Source organism: Streptomyces sp. P17 (assembly GCF_032436805.1).
Classification (GTDB): domain Bacteria; phylum Actinomycetota; class Actinomycetes; order Streptomycetales; family Streptomycetaceae; genus Streptomyces.
Genome location: NZ_JAVRBF010000028.1, coordinates 70,999 through 96,232, shown reverse-complemented (window position 1 = coordinate 96,232; position 25,234 = coordinate 70,999). Strand labels below are relative to the sequence as shown.

The 25,234-nt window shown below is 72.7% G+C and carries 25 protein-coding genes and 2 pseudogenes; 22 read left to right on the top strand and 5 right to left on the bottom strand.

Annotation, left to right across the window (positions count from 1 at the left end; genetic code table 11):
• Positions 1 to 42 precede the first annotated feature (42 nt).
• Together RMT89_RS19825 and RMT89_RS19820 are read right to left on the bottom strand one after the other, a co-directional pair.
• Complete coding sequence (locus tag RMT89_RS19825; protein ID WP_315885065.1) at positions 43 to 273, bottom strand: hypothetical protein; 231 nt, start codon at positions 271 to 273, stop codon at positions 43 to 45.
• A 3-nt stretch (positions 274 to 276) separates the two neighbouring features.
• Positions 277 to 561, bottom strand: a pseudogene (locus RMT89_RS19820) (TetR/AcrR family transcriptional regulator C-terminal ligand-binding domain-containing protein); the annotation flags it as partial.
• Positions 562 to 796: 235 nt separating this feature from the next.
• On the opposite strand from RMT89_RS19820, the gene RMT89_RS19815 reads away from it, so the two are divergent.
• Positions 797 to 2,299 (top strand): phosphoesterase, encoded by a 1,503-nt coding sequence (locus RMT89_RS19815; protein ID WP_315885064.1) that lies wholly within the window; start codon positions 797 to 799, stop codon positions 2,297 to 2,299.
• Between the two features lie 112 nt (positions 2,300 to 2,411).
• Here the strand turns inward: RMT89_RS19815 and RMT89_RS19810 are convergent, their stop codons facing one another.
• From RMT89_RS19810 to RMT89_RS19800, 3 genes are read right to left on the bottom strand one after another with little or no spacing between them, the layout of a single operon-like run.
• Positions 2,412 to 2,918, bottom strand: a complete 507-nt coding sequence (locus RMT89_RS19810) for a signal peptidase II (RefSeq protein ID WP_315885063.1) — start codon at positions 2,916 to 2,918, stop codon at positions 2,412 to 2,414.
• A gap of 5 nt (positions 2,919 to 2,923) precedes the next feature.
• Entirely contained in the window at positions 2,924 to 4,891 is a 1,968-nt protein-coding gene (locus RMT89_RS19805) for a heavy metal translocating P-type ATPase (protein WP_315885062.1), read from the bottom strand.
• A complete protein-coding gene (locus RMT89_RS19800) occupies positions 4,891 to 5,274 on the bottom strand; it encodes a metalloregulator ArsR/SmtB family transcription factor (protein WP_315885061.1) in 384 nt (127 codons plus the stop codon). The genes RMT89_RS19805 and RMT89_RS19800 overlap by 1 nt, the downstream gene beginning before the upstream one ends.
• An 83-nt stretch (positions 5,275 to 5,357) precedes the next feature.
• Here RMT89_RS19800 and RMT89_RS19795 point away from each other — a divergent pair, with 83 nt between their 5' ends.
• The 21 genes and pseudogenes from RMT89_RS19795 to RMT89_RS19695 form a co-directional block, all read left to right on the top strand.
• Positions 5,358 to 6,881 (top strand): DHA2 family efflux MFS transporter permease subunit, encoded by a 1,524-nt coding sequence (locus RMT89_RS19795; protein ID WP_315885060.1) that lies wholly within the window; start codon positions 5,358 to 5,360, stop codon positions 6,879 to 6,881.
• Between the two features lie 57 nt (positions 6,882 to 6,938).
• Entirely contained in the window at positions 6,939 to 7,550 is a 612-nt protein-coding gene (locus RMT89_RS19790) for a class I SAM-dependent methyltransferase (protein WP_315885059.1), read from the top strand.
• Between the two features lie 133 nt (positions 7,551 to 7,683).
• Entirely contained in the window at positions 7,684 to 8,433 is a 750-nt protein-coding gene (locus tag RMT89_RS19785) for a diguanylate cyclase (RefSeq protein ID WP_315885058.1), read from the top strand.
• A complete protein-coding gene (locus tag RMT89_RS19780) occupies positions 8,430 to 9,050 on the top strand; it encodes a cation transporter (protein WP_315885057.1) in 621 nt (206 codons plus the stop codon). Before RMT89_RS19785 ends, RMT89_RS19780 begins: the two co-directional genes overlap by 4 nt.
• Before the next feature lie 68 nt (positions 9,051 to 9,118).
• The gene (locus RMT89_RS19775) at positions 9,119 to 9,421 is read left to right on the top strand and encodes an alpha/beta fold hydrolase (protein ID WP_315885056.1); all 303 of its coding nucleotides are present in this window, start codon (positions 9,119 to 9,121) and stop codon (positions 9,419 to 9,421) included.
• A 138-nt stretch (positions 9,422 to 9,559) separates the two neighbouring features.
• Positions 9,560 to 9,724, top strand: coding sequence for a hypothetical protein (locus tag RMT89_RS19770; protein ID WP_315885055.1), 165 nt, complete (start codon positions 9,560 to 9,562; stop codon positions 9,722 to 9,724).
• A gap of 25 nt (positions 9,725 to 9,749) precedes the next feature.
• On the top strand, positions 9,750 to 9,959 hold the full coding sequence (locus RMT89_RS19765; protein ID WP_315885054.1) for a heavy-metal-associated domain-containing protein: 210 nt from the start codon (positions 9,750 to 9,752) through the stop codon (positions 9,957 to 9,959).
• 73 nt (positions 9,960 to 10,032) lie between these two features.
• Positions 10,033 to 10,287: a hypothetical protein gene (locus tag RMT89_RS19760; RefSeq protein WP_315885053.1), complete on the top strand. Its 255-nt coding sequence runs from the start codon at positions 10,033 to 10,035 to the stop codon at positions 10,285 to 10,287.
• A 26-nt stretch (positions 10,288 to 10,313) separates the two neighbouring features.
• Positions 10,314 to 12,584, top strand: a complete 2,271-nt coding sequence (locus tag RMT89_RS19755; protein ID WP_315885077.1) for a heavy metal translocating P-type ATPase — start codon at positions 10,314 to 10,316, stop codon at positions 12,582 to 12,584.
• Positions 12,581 to 13,102, top strand: a complete 522-nt coding sequence (locus tag RMT89_RS19750) for a copper chaperone PCu(A)C (protein ID WP_315885052.1) — start codon at positions 12,581 to 12,583, stop codon at positions 13,100 to 13,102. The genes RMT89_RS19755 and RMT89_RS19750 overlap by 4 nt, the downstream gene beginning before the upstream one ends.
• Positions 13,103 to 13,556: 454 nt before the next feature.
• Positions 13,557 to 14,270: a hypothetical protein gene (locus tag RMT89_RS19745; RefSeq protein ID WP_315885051.1), complete on the top strand. Its 714-nt coding sequence runs from the start codon at positions 13,557 to 13,559 to the stop codon at positions 14,268 to 14,270.
• A gap of 196 nt (positions 14,271 to 14,466) precedes the next feature.
• Positions 14,467 to 15,123 (top strand): sigma-70 family RNA polymerase sigma factor, encoded by a 657-nt coding sequence (locus RMT89_RS19740; protein ID WP_315885050.1) that lies wholly within the window; start codon positions 14,467 to 14,469, stop codon positions 15,121 to 15,123.
• 130 nt (positions 15,124 to 15,253) lie between these two features.
• Complete coding sequence (locus RMT89_RS19735) at positions 15,254 to 15,547, top strand: helix-turn-helix domain-containing protein (protein ID WP_315885049.1); 294 nt, start codon at positions 15,254 to 15,256, stop codon at positions 15,545 to 15,547.
• Between the two features lie 141 nt (positions 15,548 to 15,688).
• Positions 15,689 to 16,759: an ABC transporter substrate-binding protein gene (locus tag RMT89_RS19730; RefSeq protein ID WP_315885048.1), complete on the top strand. Its 1,071-nt coding sequence runs from the start codon at positions 15,689 to 15,691 to the stop codon at positions 16,757 to 16,759.
• Between the two features lie 17 nt (positions 16,760 to 16,776).
• Positions 16,777 to 17,844: an iron ABC transporter permease gene (locus tag RMT89_RS19725; RefSeq protein WP_315885076.1), complete on the top strand. Its 1,068-nt coding sequence runs from the start codon at positions 16,777 to 16,779 to the stop codon at positions 17,842 to 17,844.
• Positions 17,845 to 17,929: 85 nt separating this feature from the next.
• Entirely contained in the window at positions 17,930 to 18,745 is an 816-nt protein-coding gene (locus tag RMT89_RS19720) for an ABC transporter ATP-binding protein (protein WP_315885047.1), read from the top strand.
• Positions 18,746 to 19,034: 289 nt separating this feature from the next.
• Positions 19,035 to 20,432: an MFS transporter gene (locus RMT89_RS19715; RefSeq protein ID WP_315885046.1), complete on the top strand. Its 1,398-nt coding sequence runs from the start codon at positions 19,035 to 19,037 to the stop codon at positions 20,430 to 20,432.
• A 38-nt stretch (positions 20,433 to 20,470) separates the two neighbouring features.
• Positions 20,471 to 22,297 (top strand): asparagine synthase (glutamine-hydrolyzing), encoded by a 1,827-nt coding sequence (gene asnB, locus RMT89_RS19710; RefSeq protein WP_315885045.1) that lies wholly within the window; start codon positions 20,471 to 20,473, stop codon positions 22,295 to 22,297.
• A 14-nt stretch (positions 22,298 to 22,311) separates the two neighbouring features.
• Entirely contained in the window at positions 22,312 to 23,583 is a 1,272-nt protein-coding gene (locus RMT89_RS19705) for a cytochrome P450 (RefSeq protein WP_315885044.1), read from the top strand.
• Between the two features lie 172 nt (positions 23,584 to 23,755).
• Complete coding sequence (locus RMT89_RS19700; RefSeq protein ID WP_315885043.1) at positions 23,756 to 24,691, top strand: isocyanide synthase family protein; 936 nt, start codon at positions 23,756 to 23,758, stop codon at positions 24,689 to 24,691.
• Positions 24,692 to 24,932: 241 nt separating this feature from the next.
• Positions 24,933 to 25,094, top strand: a pseudogene (locus RMT89_RS19695) (PIN domain-containing protein); the annotation flags it as partial.
• Positions 25,095 to 25,234 lie beyond the last annotated feature (140 nt).

Here is a 25,234-nt window from a genome sequence, read left to right as displayed (position 1 = left end):
CGGCCCCGCGACATCCTCGCCCGCACCAGCACCGGGTCCCCATCAGCCCGACCGTCTCCGCCCGGTCCCGCCGGGTCCGGTTCGCGCTGGACGCGGCCAGCACCACGTACCGCGCAGGCGATCAGCCCGAGCAGCAGCGCCGGTACGCCGGCCCAGGCCCGCCGCGAGCAGCCTCAGCGCCATCACGGCACCGATGCCGAAGGCGGTGCCGGTCACCTCGTACGAGAAGAGGCTGAAGGCGATGAGGTTGAGGTAGTTGCCGTAGGCGGACACGGCCTACGAGGTCACGAGCAGGCGAAACCTCAACGCGCTCACCGGACCCCCGTCTGCGGCGGCCACCAGGGTCGCCGCGGCGCGGACATCCCTCTCGGGCCGCGCCTCACCGCGGGCGATCGCGCGGTCGAGGATGCGCCTGGTCTCACTCGTGATCCGCTCGGTGTACCCCGCGTACTGACCCCGTACCGCACCCGCCTCGGCCGCCGCCCCGATCAGGCCCGCGATCAGCCGGTCCGACCCCGGCATGCGGTACGCGTCGAGGCGCGCGGTGAGGATGCACCGGAGCTCCGCGCGGAGGGCGGAGGGCGGAGGAGCTGCGAACCGGCTGAATCCTCAAGGCGCTTCACCGGCGCGGCGCTCATCCCGGCGGGTCCGATCAACCGCGCACGAAACGCGAACCATCGGCCAGGAGGGCCGAAAATCGCTGTTCCCCCTCATCCTCCTCTTTGTTCATGCTGTGTTCGGTTTCTCGCTCGACACTCAAGCGTCCCCTCACATCAGTTAAAGGAAAGGCTTCACGATGACGGACAGACGCAGCGAAGGTCCTGAGGACTCGACTATCTCTCGGCGCCGTTTGGTCAAGTACGCCGGTGTGGGGGCGACGCTGGCGGCGGCGAGCCCGTTGCTGGGCGCCGGCCCGGCAGCGGCCGACGACGAAGCCGAGCTCAAGAGCGGGCAGTCGGGCAACTCCCGTCACCGGGTATGGCGGGCCGGCGATCACCACGTGCACTCGGAGTACAGCGGCTCGTTCGACACGTCGACGAACCCGCCGAAGTTCATCAAGGGCGGCGACGCGGTCTACCCGATCGTCACGAACGCCATCATGGCCAAGCACTTCGGCCTGAGCTGGGTGATGTGCACCGACCACGGCGGGCCGACCCACTCGAAGGTGAACCTGGAGCAGGCATACCCCGACCTGCTGCGCTCGCGCGTCCTGGTGCCCGAGGTCCTTCAGTTCTGGGGCATGGAGTTCGACGCCCCGGCCCTGGACCACCACACGCTGATGATCCCTCACCACCGCGACGAGGCGCAGCAGCTGTTCGAGCTGGAGAGCCGCTTCGCCAAGCGCGACGCCTTCCCCACCGATCCCGGCCGCGACACCGAGGCCAAGATGGTCGAGTTCCTCAAGGCCGCGAAGGACATGCCCCGCAAACCGCTGGTCATCGCCCACCACGCCTCCCGGTCGGCGACCGGCCTCGGCGTCTACGGGCAGGACACGCCCCGGGAGTTCCGCAACGGCAACAACGCCGCGCCGGAGATCTACGTCGGCTTCGAGGGGGCTCCCGGCCACCAGGCGGGCCCGCTCGTCGGAGAGGCGCGCGGCGGATACGGGAACCACCCGACCTATGGCGGCTTCGACCAGATGACGGCCCGCGTCGGCGGGCTCTGGGACTCGCTGCTCGGCGAGGGCCGGCGGTGGTGGATCACCGCGACCTCGGACTCGCACGTGCACTGGACGCGAGGCGGTACGGACTTCTGGCCGGGCGAGTACAGCAAGACGTGGGTACTGGCCCGCCAGGACTACGCCGACATCATGGACGGCCTGCGCAACGGCCGTATCTGGGTGGGGACCGGTGACCTGATCACCGGCCTCGACCTCACGGCGAGGAACAGCGGCCAGCAGGCCGCCATGAGTGAGACGCTCACGGTGAGCGGCCGTGGCCGCACGGATGTCGAGATCGAGATCCGCTTCCGGCCCCTGGAGGGCAAGAACGGCAACGGCGACCGTCCTGAGGTCCAGCGCGTCGACCTGATCGTGGGTCAGATCACCGGCCCGAGCGCCAGCCTGGACACCGACACCAACCCGACCACGAAGGTCGTGGCGCGGTTCGGCCCGCGCGACTGGCGCAAGCAGGGCAAGGACTACGTCATCCGGCACACCCTGCGCAACGTGGACGCCGACTGCTACGCCCGCGTGCGCGGCACCAGCACCGACGAGGCCGAGCCGCTCGCCGACGGGCTGGAGAGCCCGTGGGACGACCTGTGGTTCTACTCGAACCCCGTGTTCGTCAAGGTCCGCTAGTTCGGGTCCGTCGGCCCGTCGCCACCCGCGGCGGGCGAACGGCGCGCCGCGGGTGAGTGATCGAGTGCGCGGGACCCAGTGGTTCAGGCGGCGGGCCGGCCGCCTGAACCGCTCAGGCGGTGGCCGCTGGGTCGTCGCGGTCCTGTTCCGTGTGGCGCCACGACAGGAGGACCACGGCGAGACCACCGCAGACGATGAAGACGTCGGCGAGGTTGAAGGTGGGCCACCAGCCGGTGTGCAGGTAGTCGGTGACCACCTTGTCGCCGGCGCGGTCGATCACGTTGGCGGTGGCCCCGCCGAGGATCGCGGCGAGGGCCAGGGTCACGGCGCGGCCGCCGGTGGCGGCGGTGCGCCAGCCGTAGACGGCCACCGCGACCGTGATGGCGGCGGTGACCGCGATGACGACCCAGGCCGGGGCCTCGGCGGCGAAGCTGAAGGCGACGCCGGGGTTGTAGGCCAGGCGCAGGTCCAACAGGCCGCCCTTGAGGGGGTTGCCGGCCAGGTTGGACTGCGCCCAGGCTTTCGCGGACAGGTCGAAGCCGGCCAGCGCGGCGGCGGTGACCAGGAAGGTCACGCGCCGCCGCGTGGCGGGGCGTCGCTCCGTGGTGGTCTTGGCCATACCTCTTAGACTCCCGCGGTTTCGGGCAGCGCCTGCTTGGCTGCGGGCTGTGCGGCGGGGGCGGGCGGCAGCGGCTTGGCGCGGCCGGCGCGTACGCCGTTGCCGATGACGACGATCTCGGCGAGTTCGTGGACGGCCACGACCGCGGCCAGTCCCATGACGCCGAAGGCGGCCAGCGGGATGAGGGCGCCGATCAGGGCCAGGGACAGGCCGACGTTCTGCAGCATGATCGCGCGGGACCGGCGGGCGTGGTCCAGTGCCTGCGGAAGGTGGCGCAGGTCCTCGCCCATGAGGGCGACGTCGGCGGTCTCGATGGCCACGTCGGTGCCCATCGCGCCCATCGCGATGCCGATGTCGGCGGTGGCCAGCGCGGGGGCGTCGTTGACGCCGTCGCCGACCATGGCGGTGGGGCGCTGCTCGCGCATGCCGCGCACCAGGGTGGACTTGTCCTCCGGGCGCAGGTCGGCGTGGACCTCGGTGATGCCGGCCTGGGCGGCCAGGGCGGCGGCGGTGCGCTCGTTGTCGCCGGTGAGCATCGCCACCTGGTAGCCGCCGGCCTTGAGCCGGGCGACGACCTCGGCGGCCTCGGCGCGCAGTTCGTCGCGGACCGCGACGGCGCCGATCAGGGCCCCGTCGTGCTCGACGAGGACCGCGGTGGCTCCGGCGGCCTGCATGGCGGCGACGTCCTCGGCGAGGGGACCCGCGTCGATCCAGCCGGGCCGGCCCAGGCGGGCGGGGCGGCCGTCGAGGGTGCCGGTCAGGCCGGCGCCGGTGACGGCTTCCACGTCGGCGGCCTGCTCGTGTCCGGGTACGGCGGCCAGGATCGCGCGGGCCAGCGGGTGCTCACTGCGCGCCTCCAGGGCGGCGGCGATGCGCAGCACCTGCTCGCGGCTCTGGCCGTCGGTGGTGGCGACCTGGACGACCTTGGGCTCGTTGCGGGTCAGGGTGCCGGTCTTGTCCAGCGCCACCGCGCGGATCCGGCCCAGGCTCTCCAGGGCGGCGCCGCCCTTGACCAGGACGCCGAGCTTGCTGGCCGCGCCGATCGCGGCGACCACGCTGACGGGCACGGAGATGGCCAGCGCGCACGGCGAGGCCGCTACCAGCACCACCAGGGCGCGTTCGATCCAGGTGCGGGGCTCACCGAAGACACTGCCGGTGACGGCGATGAAGGCGGCCAGGATCATGATGCCGGGCACCAGCGGCTTGGCGATCTTGTCGGCGAGGCGCTGGGCGGCGCCCTTGCGGGACTGCTCCGCCTCCACGATCTTCACGATCCGGGCCAGGGAGTTGTCCGCGGCGGTGGCGGTTACCTCGACCTCGAGGACGCCGTTGCCGTTGATCGAACCGGCGTAGACCTGGTCGCCCTCAGCGGCCTCCACCGGCACCGACTCGCCGGTCAGTGCGGAGACGTCGAGGGCCGAGCGGCCGGTGCGGACCGTGCCGTCGGTGGCCAGGCGCTCGCCCGGCTTGACGAGGAGCAGGTCGCCGATCTTGAGGGTGGCCGGGTCGACGGTGACCTGGGCGCCGTCGCGCAGCACGGTCGCGGTGTCGGGCACCAGCGACAGCAGGGCGCGCAGGCCGCGGCGGGTGCGGGCCAGGGAGTACTCCTCCAGGCCCTCGCTGATCGAGTAGAGGAAGGCCAGCATGGCCGCCTCTTCGACCTCGCCGAGGACGACCGCGCCGACGGCGGCGATCGTCATCAGCGTGCCGACGCCGATCTCACCCTTGGCCAGGCGGCGCAGCGTGCCGGGGACGAACGTCCAGGCTCCGGCGGCCAGCGCGAGGGCGTTCAGGCCGAGTTCCACCGACTCCGGCCCGCCGGCCAGCGAGGTGATGAAGCCGGCCAGCAGGAAGACTCCGGCCACGGCGGCCCACTGCAGCTCACTGACCTGCCACAGCCGTTCCGGAGCCGCCTCCTCGGCCTCTTCCCCGGTACGCGGCTCGTCACCGCTGCATCCGCACGCGTCACCCATTACGCGATCCCTTCGTTCTCGGTACCGGCCGCGCCGCGGCCGTAGTTCGGGCACAGCTCGACGGCCTCACCGGTGGCGGCCAGCAGCCCCTCGGCGGCGGCCAGCAGCTCCAGCAACTCGGGGCGCGCCAGGAAGTACCACGAGGCGCGGCCCTCGGGCCGGGAGTCGATCAGACCGCAGTCCCGCAGACACGCCAGGTGCGAGGAGACCGTCGACTGCGCCAACCCCAGCTCGCCGCACAAGTCCACCACGCGCGCCTCGCCGGCCGCCAGCCGCCGCATGATCGCCAGCCTCGTGGGATCCGCCAGACCGCGGAACAGTGCCGCTGCGGCCCCCAGTTCGGCGCGCGGTTCGGTGGCCGCGCCCGCACTATTCATCGTCATGCGCCGATGATAGCGTAATCGCTTATTGATCGGTCAAGTTCGATGACAACGGCGATCACCGTTTTCATTCCGAGGAGGTTGCCATGCCGCAACCGAACGACACACGACGCTGGTGGGCGCTCGCCGCGCTGGGGGTGGGCGTACTGACCCTTGGCTTCGACATCACGATCATGAACGTGGCGCTGCCCACGATCGCCACCGAGCTGTCGGTGGGCACCGACGCGCTGCAGTGGATGGTCAACGCCTATGTGCTGGCGCTGGCCGGTCTGATGCTGGCCTGCGGCGCGCTCGGCGACCGCTACGGCCGCAAACGGCTCATCCTGATCGGCCTGCTGGTGTTCGCGCTCGCGTCGGCCCTCGCGGCCTGGGCGGACTCCGCCGGGGCAGTCATCGCGGCCCGCGCGCTCATGGGCGTCGGCGGAGCGGTCCTGCTGCCGATCGCGTTCGCCGTGCTCGCGGTGCTGTTCGCGCCCCACGAGCGCGGCCGGGCGGTCTCGGTACTGGTCATGGGCCTGGGGGTGGGCATCCCGCTCGGCCCGATCATCGGCGGGTACCTGCTGCAGCACTACTGGTGGGGTTCGATCTTCCTGATCAACGTGCCGGTGGTCGCCATCGCCATGGTCGCGATCGCCCTGCTGCTGCCCGAGTCCCGCGACCCGGCTCCGCCCCGGCCGGACGTGCCCGGCGGACTGCTCTCCACGGCCGGACTGGTGGCCCTGGTCTACGGGCTGATCGAGGCCCCCGGCCGCGGCTGGGGCGAGCCCCTGGTACTGGGCACGCTCGCGGTGGGCCTCGTGCTGCTCGCCCTCTTCGTGCGGTGGGAACTGCGCACCCCCCAGCCGATGATCGACCTGCGGCTGTTCCGACGGGCCCAGTTCCTGTGGGGCAGCCTGGCCGGCGTCCTGGTCACCTTCGGCATGCTCGGCCTGCTCTTCGTGGTGCCCCAGTACCTGCAACTGGTCCAGGGCTACGACGCGCTCGGGACCGGCCTGCGGCTGCTGCCCCTCATCGGCGGCCTGGTGGTGGGCGCCCCGGCGGGAGAGAAACTGGCCGCCCGGACCGGATACCGGGTCCCGGTCGCCGTCGGGCTGCTGGTGCTGGCCGGGGGCCTGGCCGTCGGCGCGGCCACCGACGTGGACACCGGATACGGCTTCGTGGCGGGCTGGCTGGCCGTGGTGGGCCTGGGCATCGGCATGGCGCTGTCGCCTGCGATGGAAGCGGTCCTGGGGGCGCTGCCGCCCGAGCGGTCCGGATCCGGCACCGCCATCACCATGACCCTGCGCCAGGCGGGCGGCGCCCTCGGGGTGGCGGTGCTCGGCAGCCTGCTCGCCCAGGGCTACACCGACAAGCTGGCCGCCCCCTCCCAACTGCCCGTGCCGGCCGCCGACGCCGCCCGTGACTCCGTCGCCGGGGCCCTGGCCGTCGCCGAGCGCCTGAACCTGCCCGCGCTGGCCGACTCGGCGCGGAACGCCTACGTCCACGGCATGACCCTCGTCCTGCTCGCCACCGCCGCCATCGCGCTGCTCAGCGCCGCACTGACCGCGGCGTTCCTGCGCGGCCGCCCCACTGCGCGCGCCGATGCCGCCGTGGAACGCACCGCGGTCTGAACCACGGGCGCGGCACCGGCCTCACAGCCCTGACCCACAAGAACTGGAGAAGCGCACATGCTGATGAACCGAGCCGAGACCCTGCTGGTGAACAGCCCGCCGCGCCGGTGGCTGCAGCGCGTGTACGAGGCGCCGCTGCTGGCCCGGCTCGGCGGGCGGACGCCGGGCGCCCACGTCGCGGAGATCGGCTGCGGCTCCGGGTACGGCACACGGCTGATCCTGGATGTCTTCGGCGCCGCCACCGTCGACGCCGTCGACCTGGACCCCGCCATGATCGAACGGGCCCGCCGCCGTCTGGCCCGTTACGACGGCCGGGTCCGGTTGGCGGTCGGCGACGCCACCGACCTGCGCGCCGCCTTCGACGCCGACGACGGCACCTACGACGCGGTCTTCGACTTCGGCATCATCCACCACATCCCCAACTGGCGGGACGCCGTCGCCGAGGTCGCCCGGGTCCTCAAGCCCGGCGGCCGGTTCTACTTCGAGGAGGTCACCGCGACCGCGCTGGCCCGCCCCACCTACCGGGCCCTGTTCGACCACCCCGCCAAGGACCGGTTCCTGGCGGGCGAGTTCCTGGCCGAACTGTCCCGCCACGGGCTGGAATTCGGCGAGCAGTGGCGCACCCGCATCGGCGGCGACTACCTGCTCGGCGTGGCCGAGCGCGGCTGAGACCAGCCCGCTGTCGCGATGAGGTGACACCAGCCCGCACAGCGCAAGGGGGTGCACAGGGCCCTTTGCGCCATCCCGGCAATCCCCGCTGTCATCGCGTTTTGCCGATGACAGCGAGGGCACTGGGGGACGCATGACGACGACGAAACTACGCGCCCCCGACCGCGCCACGTTGCTCCGCCTCGCCCACCGGGGACCCCTCCGGCCCCGCGACCTGCGGCGCTCGCTGGGTGCGGAGACCGCCGCGCGCCGCTGGCTGCTCGGTGCGGTGATGCCGCTGTGGCTGGGCGCCGGGGTCGCCGACTGGTACCAGCACAAGCGCACCCGCATCGAGACCACCGCAGGCCCCCGCGAATCGCTGATGCACTCGCTGATGCTGGCCGAGGCCGGAGTACCGGTCACCCTCGGACTCCTGTGCGAGGTCAACGCCGGCGTCCTGGCCACCAGCGCCGGCGCGCTCGGCGCGCACAGCGCCACGGCGGCCTGGGACGTCCGCTACGCCGACAAGCGGCGCCGTATCGCCCCGGTCGAGCAGCACATCCACAGCCTGCTGGAGGTCGTACCGTTGATGGCCACCAGCCTGCTGGCGGTGCTGCACTGGGACCAGGCCCGCGCGCTGACCGGCGGTCAGCAGCGCCCCGACTTCAGGCTCCGCCTCAAGAGCCGCGACCAACTGCCCCCGCGCACACGCGCCGGGCTGCTGGGCGCCTTCGTCATCTTCGGCGCCCTGCCCTACGCCGAGGAGATGTACCGCTGTTGGCGCGCCAGCCCCACCCTGAAGGCACAGCCCGCGACCGACGGGAGCGCGGCCGGTCCGCCGCGGACCGGCGACGCCGAGCACACCGCAAGGGACCTGGACACCCCTGCGGAGGACCGGACATGACCGAAGGCCGTGACCATACCCTCGTTCGGCGCGGGCTGGCCCTCGCGTGGTTCATCGTGGTCTGGGACGTGATCGAAGGCGTCGTCGCGGTCACTGCCGGGCTGGTGGCCGACTCGATCGCCCTCGTCGGATTCGGCATCGACTCGGCCATCGAGGTCTTCGCCGCCTCCGTGGTGATCTGGCAGCTCCGCGCCGGACCACGCGCTCGGCAAGGACGGGCGCTGCGGCTGATCGCGCTCACCTTCTACGCCCTGGCCGCCTATGTGGCCTTCGAATCGATCCGCGACCTGATCACGCAGGACAAGGCGGGCGAGTCCCTGATCGGCATCGTGCTCAACGTGGTCGCGCTGATCGTGATGACGCCCATCGCGGTATCCCAGCGCCGCATCGGACGCGCCCTGGACAACCCTGTCCTCGTGGCGCAGTCGACCGAGACGTGGATGTCCAACGCTCTGTCGATCACCGTACTCGCCGGGCTGGGCCTCAACGCCGCACTGGGCTGGTGGTGGGCCGATCCGGCGGTGGCCCTGGTGGTTGCCGCGCTCGCCGCCTGGTCCGGCCGCGAAGCCTGGGAAGAAGCAGGCGAAAGGGACTCCGAGCCCGTCGCGAGCCCGTGACGAGGGACTTCCCCTGTTTGACACGAGTAGCTGATCAGCAGGCGTGGGAATCCGGGCAGGGAGGGACCATGCAACGGATCACGACCGTGGTGAGCGGCCGGCCGATGGTGGCCTGGCGGGCTTCGGGGGCGAGACCGTCGGTGGTGTGCGTTCACGGCGCCGGAGTCTCCAGCCGGGAGTTCCAGCCGTTCATCAAGGTGCTCGGCCGTCGTCACGACGCGTGGAGTGTCGATCTGCCCGGGTCCGGTGCCAGCAGCGGACCTCCGCGTCCGCTGGGGTTGCGGGCGCCGGCCGACGCGGTCGCCGAGTGGCAGACCGCGGTCGACCTGGACCGGGTGGTGCTCCTCGGTGGGTCCTTCCGGCGATCATGAGACGGTCCTGGTTGGGGACCGTACGACGAGATCCGGGTCCTGCTGTTCGACCACGGCACCGCCTCCATCGGCCTGGCCGGCGCGCAGGACTGGCGGCGCACCGCGGCCCGCGCCCGCAAGATCGGTGTCCTGACCGGCGTGAACGCCACCGCGTACCCCCGTGACTTCGCCGGCCTTGTCCGCGCGCACCGGGAACTGACCAGGATCCGCACCCGGTACCCGATGCCGCTGCCGCTCGACGCCCCCGGTGCGGCCGCGGTGATCACCGCCCGGGGCGAGATCGCCTGGCAACCGGCGCAGTGAAACCCGTCGCAGCCGGGGGTTCGGCGTGCCCCTGCGCGAGGTTGATGTCGACGTCCCGACCGGCCGCGTGACCGTTCGAGGCGGGTCGGTGGACGACGGGACCGTGCGGGCCGCGATCGTGGAGGCCGGCTACGAGGTGGCGGGCGCATGCCGGCAGTGGCTGCCTGACGGAAGGAATGTGACGCACGCCACGAACTGGCGCGGGAACTCGCGTTCCGCCCCGCCCGACTCCTGAACCGTAACGGCCGACCCGGGCCTGAGGCGAACTCCTCGTCCGGCCCGTCGGACAGGTATCAGGAGATCCGGCGATGGAAGAACCCGAGCAGTCGTCGCCCCCGGGGGCAGGCGCGGCGGCTCCGCGCAGACTGGTTCCGCCGCCCGCCCTCTGCGGCTTCCTGCTGCTGCTCGCGCTGGTCTTCACGGTGTCGTACGCGGTCGGATCAGCCGCCGGACCGGTCGCGCCCGGAATACAGCGCTCGGGGACGAGCGGTGACGGGAACAGCGGGGGCAGTGGCGGCGGTATGGACAAGGGCGACATGAACATGGACCACGGGGGCGGCTGATGGACACGGAAGAGGCATCCGCGCCCATGGGCGACGCACCCGTACTCGTCACCACGGACCTGACTGTGGGCGGGATGACCTGCGCGGCCTGCGTGCGGCGGGTCGAGAAGAAGCTCGGCAAGCTGCAGGGCGTGACCGCGACGGTCAACCTGGCCACCGGGCGGGCCCGCGTCAGTCATCCGGCGCACGTCCGCCCGGAGGAACTGGTCACGGCGGTCGAACAGGCCGGGTACACGGCCGCGCTGCCCGACCCGCCGAAGAAGGAACAGGAGCGCCGGGACCGGGAGGACGAGCCCGAGGACGCCCGTCAGGAGCGGGAGCGGCTGCTGATCACCGCGCTGCTGGCCGTGCCGGTGCTCGTGCTGTCGATGGTGCCCGCCTGGCAGTTCCGCAACTGGCAGTGGCTGTGCTTCGTGCTCGCCGCGCCGGTCGCGGTGTGGAGCGCGTGGCCGTTCCACATCCGGGCGGTGCGCGGGCTGCGGCACTCGACGGCGACCATGGACACCCTCGTCTCGCTGGGCGTGGTGGCCTCCTTCGGCTGGTCGGCGTACGCGCTGTTCCTCGGGGGTGCGGGCGAGCCGGGCATGACGATGCCGTTCAGCCTGCTGCCCGAAGCCTCGGACGGCACGGCGCACGTCTACCTCGAAGCCGCCGTCGGCGTACCGCTGTTCGTGCTGGCCGGGAGGTTCCTGGAGACTCGGGGCCGGCACGGCACCGGGGCGGCGCTGCGGTCGCTCGCCCGGCTGGCCGCCAAGGAAGTGGCCGTACGGGAGGACGACGGGTCCGAACGGCTCGTTCCCATCGAGGAGTTGGGCGTCGGGCAGGTCTTCGTCGCACGGCCCGGAGAGCGGGTCGCCACCGACGGGCAGGTGGTCGAGGGCTCCTCCGCCGTGGATCTGTCGCTGGTCACGGGGGAGAGCGAGCCGGTCGAGGTACAGCCCGGCGCGGCGGTGGTCGGCGGAGCCGTCAACGCGGGCGGACTGCTCCTGGTACGGGCCACGGCTGTCGGTGCCGACACGCAACTGGCCCGCATCGCGCGGCTGGTGACCGAGGCGCAGGCGGGGAAGGCGAAGGCGCAGCGGCTGGCGGACGCGGTCGCCGGCGTGTTCGTGCCGGTGGTGCTGTCCCTGGCCGTGACCGTGCTGGGCTTCTGGCTCGGTGCCGGGGCCGACCCGCAGGCCGCTGTCACCGCGTGCGTGGCGGTACTGGTCGTGGCCTGCCCGTGCGCGCTTGGCCTCGCGACGCCGACCGCGCTCATGGCCGCCACCGGACGCGGCGCCCAGCTCGGCGTCCTGGTCAAGGGCCCGCAGGCACTGGAGGGGCTGCAGCACCTCGACACCGTCGTCCTCGACAAGACCGGCACCCTCACCTCCGGGCACATGAGCGTCGCCCGGATCACCGCCGTGCCCGGCGGCCTGGGCCGTGACGAGGTACTGCGGCTGGCCGGGGCGGTGGAGCGGGGCTCGGAGCATCCCCTGGGCCGCGCGATCGTCTCGTACGCGAGCCGGTCCCTGTCCGTGGGGCGGCTGCCCGACGTGAGTGACTTCGCGGCGACTGCGGGCCGGGGTGTCCACGGGCGAGTCGAGGGGCGGCTCGTGGAAGTCGTGGCCCCGGAAGGCGAGTTGCCCGCGGCGCTGGCCGACGCGCTGGTGGCGGCGGAGTCCGCCGCGCACACGCCGGTCCTGGTCCTGGTGGACGGCACGGCCGAGGCCCTGGTCGAGGTCGGGGACGTCGTCCGGCCCGGCAGCTACCGGGCCGTGGACCGGCTGCGGCGCCTGGGCGTGCGCCCGGTGCTCGCCACCGGGGACCGTGAGGCCCCGGCACAGGCTGTCGCGTCCGAGCTCGGCATCGAGGACGTGCACGCGGGCTGCACACCCGAGGACAAGGCCGACCTCGTACGGGAGTTGCGGGAACAGGGCTTTCGGGTCGCCGTCGTCGGTGACGGCGTCAACGACGCCGCCGCGCTGGCCGGAGCAGACCTGGGCATCGCCATGGGCGGCGGCACGGACGCGGCCATCGGCGCCGCCGACGTGACCCTCGTACGCGGCGACATCGAGGCCCTGGCGGACGCGGTCCGGCTCGCACGGCGCACCCTGGGCACCATCCGCACCAACCTCCTGTGGGCCTTCGGCTACAACGCCGTGACCGTGCCCCTCGCCATGGTCGGCCTGCTCAACCCGATGGTGGCCGCCGCGGCCATGTCGGTCAGCTCGCTGCTCGTGGTCGGCAACAGCCTGCGGCTGCGCGCCTGGCAGCCGTCGCCCGGCCGCAGGAACACCCGTAGGAGTGCCCGGTGACCGGACAGCACCCCTGGCGGCCCACCCGGCGCCGCCTCACCGACAGCCTGACCGCCGCGCTGGCGCCCGTCGCCGCGTTCAGCGTGGCGCTAGGCGCGCTGACCACCTGGGTCAACACGGGCAACGCGGGCAGCCCGCCACGCGTCTCGGTCACCGACGGCCGGGTCTGGACGTCCCTCGGCGACACCCCGGACACCTCGGCGTACTTCCGCATCACCAATTCCGGAGGCGCGGACGACCGGCTGCTGAAGGTGACGTCCAGCGCCGTCGTCGGCACCCCCGCCCTCTACGGTCACCGCATGCTCACCGACAACACCGCGACGGATCAGGAGATCGACTCGATAGCCGCTCCGGCCGGGAAGACGGTCGCCATGTCTCCGGGCACCTACAACGTGACGCTGCGTGCGGACAAGGGCTGGCGGGTGGGCGACCTCGTGCCGTTCACGCTGCACTTCCAGCGCGAGGGACGGATCGATGTGCTGGCTGTCGTGCAGCGGCCGGGCACGGTCGGCTCGTGACGGTACGGCACGGCGCCGGGCCGTGGACCCGGCGCCCGGCCGCCGTTGCGACCGTAGGGCCGGATTCCTGGACGGCGTTCCGACCGCACGGCCTCAGCGGCTCCCGGTACACGACCACCGCCTGTCCGGTGGACGTGGCGCAGATGCGGCGGTGCGCGCGGTGCTCCGCGGTGCCGTGCGCACAGGTCGTGGCCGAGCCGACAGGCGCATGCCGACCGCGTACGCGGTGACGGCCTCCCGGGACTCGGAGAGCACGCGGGCCGCACGGGGGGGTACCTCGCTGCCGCGGGGGCCGGTCGTGGGCAGCCGCATTCTTGGGTGTCGGTCCGACGATTCGGGACGGTCCCACCACTCGATGTGGCCTGGAGCACACTGCTGAAGCTGAGTCGTGCACAGGGTGTCGCCCGTACCCCTCCATGGCGAACGGGCCCCGGATGCAAGGATGAGGGCCGTCATGACTGCTGGGTGGTGTACGCGCACGATTCGGGCCGCGGTGTTCGCGGCCGTCTGCGTGCTGCTCGCAGCCCTCGGCCACGTCCTGATGTCGGGCTTCGCCGCCCCATGGTGGGCCGTGGGGGCCGGCTTCGCGGTCACGGCGGGCGTGGCCTGGTGTCTGGCCGGGCGTGAGCGCGGACTCCCCCTCGTCGTGTCGCTGGTGGTGGCCGTTCAGGCAGCGCTCCACTCCGCCTTCGAGTTCGCGCAGACACGGGTTCCGGCGTCGCCGACGGGGGCGGATGCCGCGTCGGCCGGCCTCGGGAGCGCCGGGCACTCCGCCGGGCCTGCCATGGGCTCCATGGGGCACGACATGGGCGGCATGTCCATGGGCTTCCCGTCCGGGGACTCCCCGCCCATGACTCACATGGACATGGGTGCCATGGGGCACGACATGAGCGGCGGGTCATCGTTCGGCATGTGGGCCGCCCACACCCTCGCCGCGCTGCTGTGCGGCCTGTGGCTGGCCCACGGCGAGCGCGCCGCGTTCCGCGTGCTGCGGGCCGTCGCCGGGTGGCTGGCCGCGCCGCTGCGGCTGCCGCTCTTCCTGCCCGCACCGCTGCCCCGTCCGCGCCTTCGGCCGCGGCGCCGGCGCTCGGACCGGGGGCCGCGGCTGCTCCTTCTCGTTCACTCGGTCACTTCTCGGGGGCCTCCGGCCGGGACCGCTGTCATCTGAGACAGCCGGTTCCCCGGGGCCGTACGCGGGTGTCGTGCCATGCGACACCCCCGCCTCGGGCATCGGCCGTACCCGCCGTACGGCCGCACCCCTCATCCCCGGGCCTTCCCGGCACACGTGTGCGACGGCCGTCCTGCCACAGCACGGTCGTACCCGCCGCTGTGCCCGGGCCCGGAAGACCCGAGAAGGACATCAGGTGATCACTCCTGTACTGCCGTCGGCGTCCGTCCCGCGTGAGAAACGCGGCGAGCGTGCGACGGCCGGCACGGCGGTCCCGTCCGACGATTCGGCCACCGCCTGGGCGCTCGCCGCCCGCGGCGGCGACCCGGACGCGGCGGACCGTTTCGTGCGAGCCCTGCACCAGGACGTCGTCCGTTTCGTCGCGCATCTCTCGTCCGACCCCGAGGCGGCCGACGACCTGGCGCAGGACACGTTCCTGCGGGCGTTCGGCAGCCTGCACCGGTTCGAGGGCCGCTCCTCGGCGCGTGCGTGGCTGCTCTCCATCGCGCGGCGCGCGGTGATCGACAGCTACCGGTACGCCGCCTCCCGGCCCCGCCTGTGTGACGTCGATGACTGGAGAACGATGATCGAACGCGCCCAGCCGAACGGTCTGCCCGGCTTCGACGACGGCGTCGCGCTGTCCGGCCTGCTGGACGCGCTGCCCGGCGACCGCCGCGAGGCCTTCGTCCTCACCCAACTGCTGGGACTGCCGTACGCGGAGGCGGCCAAGGTCAGCGGCTGCCCCGTCGGCACGGTCCGCTCACGGGTGGCCCGCGCCCGGGCCACCCTCATCGAGCAACTGGCCGAGGCCGAGACGGAGGCGAAGGCCGAGCCGGCCGCGCTGGCGGCCTGACCCGAAGGGGAAGGGCACCGGTGTCCGCCGGACGCGCGGGTCACCGGCGCCCTTCCCCTCCGACAGCTCCCGACCACTCCTGCCCGCAGCGCAGTCGCCACGGGCCGGCGAGCGCACGAGCGAGGTCGCGATGAACCGTCCCCCCGGGACGACCGGCGACCTGCCGATCCGGTCCCTGGCCGCCCGCGCGGGCTTGTCGGAGCGGCACTTCACCCGCCTGTTCCGGGGCCGGGCCGGCATGTCGGCGCGGGAGTACGCCGAACGGGCCCGCGTGTCCGCCGCTGCCCGTCTGCCGGCCGGCACGGCCCGCAGCGCGGAGGCTGCCGCACGGGAAGCCGGGTTCGGCACCGAGGGGGTATGCCCCACCGCATTTCTGCGCGTGCCGCGGCTCTCCCCGCTCGACCACCGCGAGGAGTTCTCCTGACGCCCGCCTCCCTCGGCCCGGCGGCGCGATTCCCTCCTGTGATGCCCAACGGGCGGGAACTCAGGCCGTATCCGCCGCGACTAGTGGACAGGGGGTGGCGACGGTCCACCCGTGCACCGAGTGGATCCGGGAGAGTTTTCGATGCGTTCTCGCGTGTGGTGGGGTACGACGGCCGTGGTGCTGGGCGGCCTCCTCGTGGCGGGCTGCGGCGACGGCAGCGGGGACGGCGACAAGGCGAGCCCGGCCGCGGGGAAGGCCGCCGCCGACGACCGACCCGTCACTGTCACGGACTGCACGGGCGCCAGGACCACCTTCTCCGCCGCCCCGGAGAAGATCGTCACCAGCAACGCCTCCAGCCTGGAGCTGCTGCTCCGGCTCGGCGCCGGGGACAAGGTGATCGGAACCGGCTTCCCGCCCGGCAAGGGCACCCTGCCCGGTGACCTGGACGCGCAGGCGCAGCAGGTGAAGGTGCTCAGCCAGACCGTGATCCCCAAGGAGAAGCTCCTCGGCTCCGGCGCCGACCTGTACATCGACACCTTCGCCAACATGAGCATGGGCGGCGGCATGGGCGACGCGCCGACCGAGGAGGAGTTCAAGGCGGCCGGGATCAAGCACATCTACCTGAAGTCCACCGCCTGCGCGTCGATGGCCAAGAGCGCGGTGACCGATCTGTCCGCCGTGGAGGCCGACATCACCTCCCTCGGTGAGATCACCGCCACGAGCGCGAAGGCGGAACAACTCGTCGAGGGCATGAAGAAGAAGGTGGACGCCGTCCGGAACGCGGTCGGCGGCACCCCGGAGAGCAAGCGGCCCACCTACTTCTTCTTCGACTTCGACGCCGGCACCAAGCAGCCCATGGCCGTCTGCAACCGGCAGATCGCCAACGCGGTGATCAGCCAGGCCGGCGCCCGCAACGTCTTCGCCGACTGCGACGGCGACTACAAGCAGGTCGGCTGGGAGGACGTGATCGCCGAGAACCCGGACTGGATCCAGCTCGGCGTGCGCAACCGGGGCAGCGAGGCCGCGAACAGGAAGGCGTTCGACGAGGCGCAGAAGTGGCTGGAGTCGAACTCCGCCACCAAGGGCCTGAAGGCCGTCAAGGAGGGACACTTCCTGCGCATCGGCTCCGAACAGACCACCATCGCCGGCGTGGAGAACGCCGACACGGTCGAGCGGATCGCGAAGACCCTCTACCCGGGCAAGGTCGGCTGACCGTGCTCGACGTCCCGGTGAGCAGGAAGGGCACGGACACCACCCACGCACAGGCCCGGCGGTCCGTGCCCGTCGGGCCGTTGGCGCTGCTCCTCGGTGTCGCGCTGCTCGCGGCCCTGACGGCGGCGGTCGCCTGGGGCTCCACGTCGATCCCGCCGGGCGAGGTGTGGAGCGTGGTCTGGCGCAGACTGACCGGCGAGACCCCCAGACCCGGCACGAACGACCTGATCGTCTGGCAACTGCGCGTTCCCCGCGCCTTGTTGGCCGCTCTGGTGGGTGCCGGGCTCGGTCTCGTCGGTACGGCGATGCAGGCCCTGGTACGCAACCCGCTGGCCGACCCGTACTTCCTGGGCATCTCCAACGGAGCCTCCCTCGGTGCCGTCGCCGCCATCGTGCTCGGCCTCGGTGCCGGGGGCTCGCTGGGCCTCGGTCTGTCCGGCGCCGCCTTCGCGGGAGCCCTGGCCACCTTCGCGCTCGTGTGGGCGATCGCCCGGCGTGGCGGGGGCTTCGCACCGCTCAGGCTGGTGCTGGCGGGGGTGGCTACGGGCCAGTTCCTGTCCGGATTCACCAGCTACCTCGTCCTGCAGGCCGGGGACGAGCAGCAGACCCGCAGCGTGCTGTTCTGGCTCATGGGCAGCCTGAGCGGCGCGAACTGGCCCCTGCTGGCGGCCCCCGCGGTGGCTGTCCCGGTGGTTCTGCTGCTGCTCCAGGCCCGGGCCCGGGGGCTCAACGCGCTGCTGATGGGCGACGAGACGGCGGCCGGGCTCGGCATCGACGTCCTGCGGCTGCGCCGGGAGCTGTTCGCGGTCACCAGCCTCCTCACCGGCGTCCTCGTCGCGGTCTCCGGGGCCATCGCCTTCGTCGCGCTCATGGTCCCGCACGCCTGCCGGCTCGTCGTCGGCGGCGACCACCGCCGCCTCCTGCCCGTGTCGGCGCTCTTCGGCGCGCTGCTGCTGGTGGTGGTCGACATCGTGTGCCGCACGGCCATGGACACACAGGAGCTGCCCGTCGGGGTCGTCACCTCGCTGATCGGCGCCCCGGCGCTGCTGTATCTGCTGGACCGGCGGCCGGGAGGCTGGAGTTGAGGATGACAAGGGCAACGGTGAAGGGGACCTGGGTGGGGAAGCGGGAACCGGGGACGGACCAGGGGAGCGGACCAGGGAGCGCCGGTTGAGGATCGACATCGAGGACCTGCACGTCTCGTACACCGGCCGTACGGTCGTGGCCGGCGCCCACCTCATCGCGGCGCCCGGCGAGATCACCGGCCTGGTCGGCCCCAACGGCAGCGGCAAGTCCACCCTCCTGCGGACCGTGTACCGGCACCTCAGGCCCGCAGCCGGGCGCGTCCTGCTCGACGGCACCGACCTGCGCGAGCTGAGCCCCGCACGGTCGGCCCGGCACATCGCCGCCCTCCCCCAGGAGCGCGGCGGCGACTTCGAGCTGACGGTACGTGAGGTCGTCGCCATGGGCCGTACGCCCTACAAACGGGCCTTCGCCGGGGAGGACGCCACCGACCGGGACATCGTCGCCCAGGCCCTCGCCGACGTCGGCATGGCCGGCCACTCCGGCCGCCGCTTCACGGAGCTGTCCGGCGGGGAGCGCCAACGCGTGCTGCTGGCCCGGGCGTTCGCTCAGCAGGCGGACGTCCTGGTACTGGACGAGCCGACGAACCACCTCGACATCCGCCACCAGGTCGAGCTCCTCGCCCTGCTGCGCGGCCGGCGCCGTACGACCCTGGTGTCGCTGCACGACCTCAACGCCGCCGCCTCCGTGTGCGACCGGCTGCACGTCCTGCACGACGGCCGCGTGGTCGCCTCCGGCCCGCCGCGCGCGGTACTGACTCCCGCCCTGCTGGCCGAGGTGTTCGGCGTGCGCGCGGCCGTGGTGGAGCATCCGCTGACCGGCGACCCGCTGATCGCCTTCGACCACCGGGAACCGGCGGAACGAGGGTCGGCAAAGGACACGCCCGCGGTGCTGGAGGCGTGAGCCGAGCGGCCGGGCAGGTGCGCTGCGTGGCGGGCGAACGGCGCGCAGGGGTATCACCGCAACAGCCTCGGGAGGTGTCCCGGGGCTGATCCCCGTGCCGGGCTCGCGCTGAGCGGGCTGCCGTAGCTGCCCCGGTCCTCGCGCAGACCAACCATGTGAACGTCGAGCGTCCCGTCACAGGCGCCACCCACGATTCCGGCCCACTCCGGGAACTCACCCCGCGGTTCCTCCGACTTGTGGGACGAGGCTGCCGCTCGGCAGCCGACCGGCGAGGGGGAGGGGCGCATCAGTGACGGACCAGGGTTCCGGTTCGGAACAGCCCGCCGACATATCCGAGGTCCACGACCGCTGGCTGCTGGTGGCCGTGGCGGGCGCGCTGTCGTTCGTGGCGATGCTCGACATGAACATTGTCAACGTGGCGCTCGCCGGCATCTCCGCGGGTCTGCGGGTGCCGGCCGCGACGGCCCAGTGGGCGGTACTGGGCTACCAACTCCCCGTCGTCGCCCTTCTGCTGCCCGTCGGCCGTTGGCTCGACAGCGTGGGTACCCGCCCCGCCCTGCTGGCCGCCACCAGTGGTTTCGCGCTGTGCAGCGCGCTGGCCGCCTTCTCCCCGTCGGTGTCCTGGCTGATCGCCGCCCGGATCGGGCAGGGCGCGTGCGGCGCGGTGCTGTTCGTGCTGATGCCGGTGCTGGCGATCCGCTCCGTGCGGCCGGAGCTGCGCGGGCGGGCGATGAGTGTGCCCGCGACCCTCGGTCCCCTGGGCGCCGTCACCGGACCGGCGGTCGGCGGGCTGCTCCTCGACCACCTGGGCTGGCGCTGGATCTTCCTGGTGAAGATCCCGTTCTGTCTGCTGGCGCTGGCCGTGGCATGGAGGGCGATGCCGCGGGACGGCCGTCTGCGCGGTCCTGACCGGCGTTCCGTGGCCGACGCGGCGCTGGTGGCCGGCGGAGTCACGGTCCTGCTGCTGTCCCTGACCCTGGCCTCCGGCTCTTCCGCCTGGCCGGCGCTCGCCTTGGTGGCCGTACCGCCGCTGTGGTGGTGGCTGCGGGGGCCGGGCGGCCGTCCGGTGGCCGGTGTACTGCGGGCGGCGGGGCTGCTGCGGGCGCACGGAGCGGTGCTGGCGCTGGCGGTGGGCTTCGCCGCCATGCACTACGTGGTCGCCCTGCACCTCCAGCGCGACGAGGGCGTCAGCGCGACCGCGACCGGCCTGACAGTGCTCGCCTTCCCGCTCGCCATGGGGCTGGCGGGACCCCTCGGCGGACGGCTCGCCGACCGGTACGGTGCCCGGCCCGTCGCTGTGGCCGGCGCCGCGCTGACCGCCGTCGGCCTGCTGCTGCTCGTACCGCTGGGCGACGGCTGGTCCCCGCCCGACGTGGCCTGGCGGCTCGCCGTGGCCGGCCTCGGCATGGGCCTGAACGGCGGTCCCACCCAGGCCCTGGTCATGGGCGCCGCCCCGCCGGACCGTGCCGCCACGGTCGGCTCGGCCGTCCAGCTCGCCCGCAGCCTCGGCTTCACGCTCGGCCCGGCCCTGGCCACGGCGGCTTGGGGCCTGACCGGCCCGGACAGCGGTGTACGGGCGGGCCTGGTGCTGGCCGCCACCGCGGCCTGCCTCGCCGTACCCCTGCTGGCCCTGCCCGCCCGCGCACCTGCGGGCCTTGCTGAATCGGCGCCCGTCGCACCCCGCTGAGCACCGCTTCCCCGTTCCCCGACCGAGGAGTCGTACCCATGTGCGGAATCACCGGCTGGGTGTCCTTCCACCAGGACGCCCGCACCCAGGCCCCGGTCATCGAGGCCATGACCGCCACTCTCGCCCCGCGTGGCCCCGACGCGGGCGGAGTCTGGCTCGGCGAGCGTGCCGCGATCGGCCACCGCCGCCTGGCCGTCATCGACATCGCCGGTGGCGTCCAGCCGATGACCGACCGGCCCGATGCCCCGACGACCGTGCTCACCTACAGCGGCGAGATCTACAACCACCACGAACTCCGGGCTCGGCTGCGGAGGCTGGGACACGAGTTCCGCACCCGCAGCGATACCGAGGTGGTGCTGCGGGCCTACGCGGAGTGGGGCGAGGCGATGGCCGGCCATCTGGACGGCATGTTCGCCTTCGCCGTCTGGGACGAGCGCGCCCAGCGCCTGCTCCTGGTCCGTGACCGGCTCGGCGTCAAGCCCCTGTTCTGGGCGGCCGTCGACGGCGGCCTCGCCTTCGCCTCCGAGCCCAAGGCGCTCTTCGAGCACCCGGAGATACGGCCCCGGGTGGACGCCGACGGGCTGCGCGAGGCGTACAGCCTGCTGTTCAACACCGGCCCGACGGTGTGGTCCGGCGTGCGGGAGGTCGAGCCGGGCGGCCTGCTCGTCCTGGACCGGGACGGCATCCGTGAACGCCGTTACTGGCAGCTGGAGGCCGGTACCCACGCCGACGACCGGGAGGCGACCGTCGCCCGCGTCCACGACCTGGTGAGCGCGGCCGCCCGCGGCCGGCTGGAGGCCGACGTCCCCCTGTGCTCGCTCCTGTCCGGTGGCATCGACTCCACTGTCCTGACCGCCCTGCTCGCCGACGAACTCCGCCTGCGCGAGGGCCCGGACGCCCGCATCCGCTCGTACGCCGTCGACTACAGCGACCAGGCCGAGCGGTTCACCGGCGACGTACTGCGCACCGGCCACGACACCCCGTACGCGACGGAAGCGGGCGCGTTCATCGGCACCGACCACTCGACGGTCGTCCTCGACCCCCTCGCCCTGCTCGACCCCGAGCACCGCAAGGCCGTGGTCGTCGCCCGAGACTCGCCCATCGGCGTCGGCGACATGGACACCTCCCTCTACCTCCTCTTCGGGGAGATACGGAAGCACTCCACCGTCGCCCTGTCCGGGGAGGCCGCCGACGAGGTCTTCGGCGGCTACCCCTGGTTCCACAACCCCAAGGCGCTCGCCGCCGCCACCTTCCCGTGGCTGCTGGTGACCGGCGACGAGGCCGCGATGCCGCTCAACCCCGAACTCGACCTGCGCATCGGCGAGTTCCGCGACGACACCTACCGCAGCGCCCTGGCCGCCGTACCCCACCGCGACGGCGAGACCGCCACCGAACACCGGCAGCGCGAGATGCAGCACCTGTCCCTGACCCGCTGGCTGCGCCAACTCCTCCACCGCAAGGACCGGTTGAGCATGGCGCAGGGCCTGGAGGTCCGCGTCCCCTACTGCGACCACCGGCTCGTCGAGTACGCCTTCACCACCCCCTGGGCGCTGAAGAGCTTCGACGGCCGTGAGAAGAGCCTGCTGCGCGCGGCGGGAACGGGGCTGGCTCCCGACTCGGTCCTGCTCCGCCCGAAGAACCACTACCCGGCCACCCACCACCCCGACTACAACCGCGGCCTGCAGGCCATGGCCCGCGACGCACTCACCGACGACACGGTCCGCTCACTCGCCGACGAGACCCGCGTCAAGCCCTGCCTCGACACCCCGCCCGACCAACTCCAGTGGGGCCACCGCCTCCGTCTCGAACGTGTCGTCGACCTCGCCCTGTGGCTGGACCAATACCAGCCCGAACTCGCCCTGTAGAGGAGCGCCTTGACATGACCGTCCAGGAACCGATGCCCGCCACCGAGGCCGGCGAGGCCGACACCCTGCCCGATCCGGTCCCGTTGATGGGCTGCCCCTACAAGGCCGACCCGTATCCGCTGTACGAGCGGATGCGCGAGACCGGCCCGGTCCACCGGGTCCTTTTCCCCAGCGGAGTCCAGGCGTGGCTCGTCACCGGCTACGAGGGCGCCCACTCCGCACTGAACGACGACCGCCTCGGCAAGAACCACGACCGGGGCAACGACCGCTGGCGCGCCCGCGCCTCGATCATGCCCGAGCCGCAGCACTCCCAGCTCCAGGTCCACCTCCTCCACCAGGACCCGCCCAAGCACACCCGCATGCGGCGCTTCGTGACGGACGCCTTCACCCCGCGCCGCATCGAGCAACTCGGGCCCCGCTTCCAGGAGCTGGCCGACGCCCTCGTCGACGCCCTCCCGGAAACCGGCCCCACAGACCTCGTCACCGGCTTCGCCGCCCACTTCCCCTTCCAGGTCCTCGCCGAAGTCATCGGCCTGCCGGCCGAACTGGCGGCCCGCTTCGACCGCGACTGGGGCAAGGTCGTCCAGCCGGTCGGCCCCACCGACCCCGGGCGCCCGCTGTACGAGGCCCGCCTGCACGGCCTGCAGAGCTACATTGCCGAGGTCGTCGCCCACAAGCGCGACCACGCAGACAATGACCTGCTCAGCCGCCTGGTCGTGGCCCGTGACCGCCGCGAGCTGTCGCAGGAGGAGCTGGACTCGATGATCTTCCAGCTCCTCGTCGCGGGCCAGGAACCGGTCACCAACCAGATCACCACCGCGCTGATCGCCCTCTTCCGCCACCCGGCCGAACTCGCCCGCCTGCGCGACACCCCGGACCTGTTGCCCCGCGCGGTCGACGAACTCCTTCGCTACGACAGCGCCTTCGAGCTCACCACCTGGCGCTTCTTCGACCAGGACAGCGACCTGCACGGCACGAAGGTCCCGGCCGGCGACTCGGTGATCGTCTCGCTGTGCGCCGCCAACCGCGACCCGCGCCGCTTCCCCGACCCGGACACCCTCGACCTCGACCGTTCACCCAACCCCCACCTGGCCTTCGGCCACGGCATCCACTTCTGCCCGGGCGCGGCCCTGGCCCGCGCCGAACTCCGGATCGCCCTCGGCACTCTCCTGGCCCGTCTGCCCGGCCTGCACCTGGCGATGAGAGACGAGGACATCGAGTGGATCCCGGCCGTCCTCGGCCGCGGCACCAACCACCTGCCCGTCGGCTACGACCGACGCCTCTGACCCAGGCCCTCTCCCCGGCCCACGGCGCTGATCGCGCGCGTCCCCCGCGCACGGACCGCCCCGGCTGATCACCCGTTGCCATCCGCCGGCGCCCGGCACACCACGCCGAGGCGCCGTACGGCCATGCCCGCACGCCCCCGCGTTCCGTACGCCCTCCCGGAGGCCCCACCCCATGCCGCTGACGACCGCACCTGACACCCGCTCCATCAGCAGCATCAGCGCCGCCGTCCTGAACCTGCTGCTGCCGCACCACCGCACGACCGACGCTTCTCCCGCCCCAGTGGAGGCGTTCCCGCACCAACTGCGCCAGATCGCCGACTTCGTACGCGCCGCAGAACCCGTCGTCTTCACCCTCCCCGGCTTCCCCTGCAAGTCGCCCAACCGTGCCAAGGTCCTCGGCCACCTCCCGGACCAGGGCGAACGCCTCTCCCTCAGCTTCCTCCACAGCCTGTGCACCGAGATCGAGCGGATCCACGCACCGGGAGCCCGCGTGATCATCTGCTCCGACGGCCATGTCTTCGGCGACCTGATCCGCGTTGCCGACGGCCACATAGACGCCTACGCGGACGAACTCAGACGCCTCATACGGGAGTCGGACCTGCCCCGCCTCTCCGTCTTCGACCTGCGCGACGTCCTCGGTGACCTGCCTCACGACACCAAACGCGCCCAGGTGCACGAGCGGTACGCCCCCACCCTGGCGGCGCTGCACGCGGAGGTCCGCGCCGACGACCACACCCTCGCCCTCTACCGGGGGATCACCCGCTTCCTCGTCGACGACACCGCCGACTTCACCGGCACCCGCTCCGCCCTCCAACGCGAGTGCCGCAAACGGGCGTACGGCGTCATCCAGCGCAGCCGCGCCTGGGGCAACCTGATCGCCGACCACCACCCGCGCGCCGTACGCCTGTCCATCCACCCCCAGCCGGCCGGCGCCCCCAAGTTCGGCATCCGCCTCCTCGACGCCCCCGACGCCTGGACCACCCCCTGGCACTCCGCCGCCCTGCTCCGCACCGACGGCACCTGGACCCTCATGCCCCGGGCCCGCGCCGAAGAGCTGGGCCGTCTGGTGCACCACGACGGCAGACCCAGCCACTTCGAGCAGGTCTGAGCAGATCACGCATCCGCTGAGCGAGCCGAGCACACGGAGCCGGGTATCCGTGGCTGGAACGGCCCTGAGAACAGCCGCCGGGCAAGGGGCCGACATGACGACATGCGGGGAGGGCGACCGTCTCACCGGCCAGGGCCACGCGCCGGGGTGCAGGGCACGCCGTCCGAGGTCATGGGCGACACGGTCACAGCGATGGGATGGGCAGTCACGCGGGAGACCGGTGACAGGTCGCTCTCGACTACTCACCGCCAAGGGTGAGCACCGCGCCGCGGGCCCTGTCGACCTGCTGGTCGCCGCTGCCGCGGAAGAGGCGGGGCTGACACTGCTGCACTGCGACCGCGACTTCGAGACGATCGCCCGTACGACCGGACAGCCCGTACGCATGATCGACCTCAGGGACTGAGAAGCGCCGTCCGGCATCCAGCGAGCGGGCACCGGGCCCGCACCCCCTGCACAGCCCGTACCGGTCGAGGATGCTCATCAGCTTGCGCCGGCGTTTCAGTTCTGTCCGCAGCTCGGCGAGACAGTCGGTGAACGCCTCCT